Origin of the sequence: Thermococcus sp. M36 (genome assembly GCF_012027355.1) — an archaeon.
Classification (GTDB): Archaea; Methanobacteriota_B; Thermococci; order Thermococcales; family Thermococcaceae; genus Thermococcus.
This window is the reverse complement of record NZ_SNUH01000215.1, coordinates 1-441: the sequence shown is the minus strand read 5'-3', so window position 1 is coordinate 441 and position 441 is coordinate 1. Positions and strand designations below refer to the sequence as shown.

Sequence of the window (441 nt, the reverse complement as noted above, 5' to 3'; positions counted from 1 at the left end):
AGCCCATATAACTGTTCTGGCTTTTATTTCATTACCATTGCTTAATACAACCTGCTTACCATCATAACTGGTTACATTAACATCTAATGTAACTTTTACGCCCAGCTTTTCTAAATAGTGTTTTGATTGATGGCTGCTTGCCTCACTCATAGCTGCTAACGTTCGGGGAGAGCCTTCTATCAGATAAATATTCATTAAGCTGAAATCAAGTTCAGGATAATCTTTCGGTAATACATGATTCCGCATTTCAGCCAATGCACCGCTCACTTCCACACCTGTTGGCCCGCCACCTACCACAACAATGTTTAAAAACTGCTGCCTCAACAAAGCATCAGTTTGCAATAAAGCATTTTCAAAATTTTTTAATAAATGGTTTCTTAACTGCAATGCTTCCTGGGTGCTTTTCATAGGGTAGCATGCCTGCTGCAATTGTTCACTACC

The 441-nt window shown here is 39.5% G+C and carries 1 protein-coding gene; it reads right to left on the bottom strand.

The window, feature by feature from the left end; all coding sequences use genetic code 11:
• Positions 1-441: FAD-dependent oxidoreductase (locus E3E36_RS12045; protein WP_167895602.1), on the bottom strand; the 441-nt coding region annotated here is incomplete at both ends.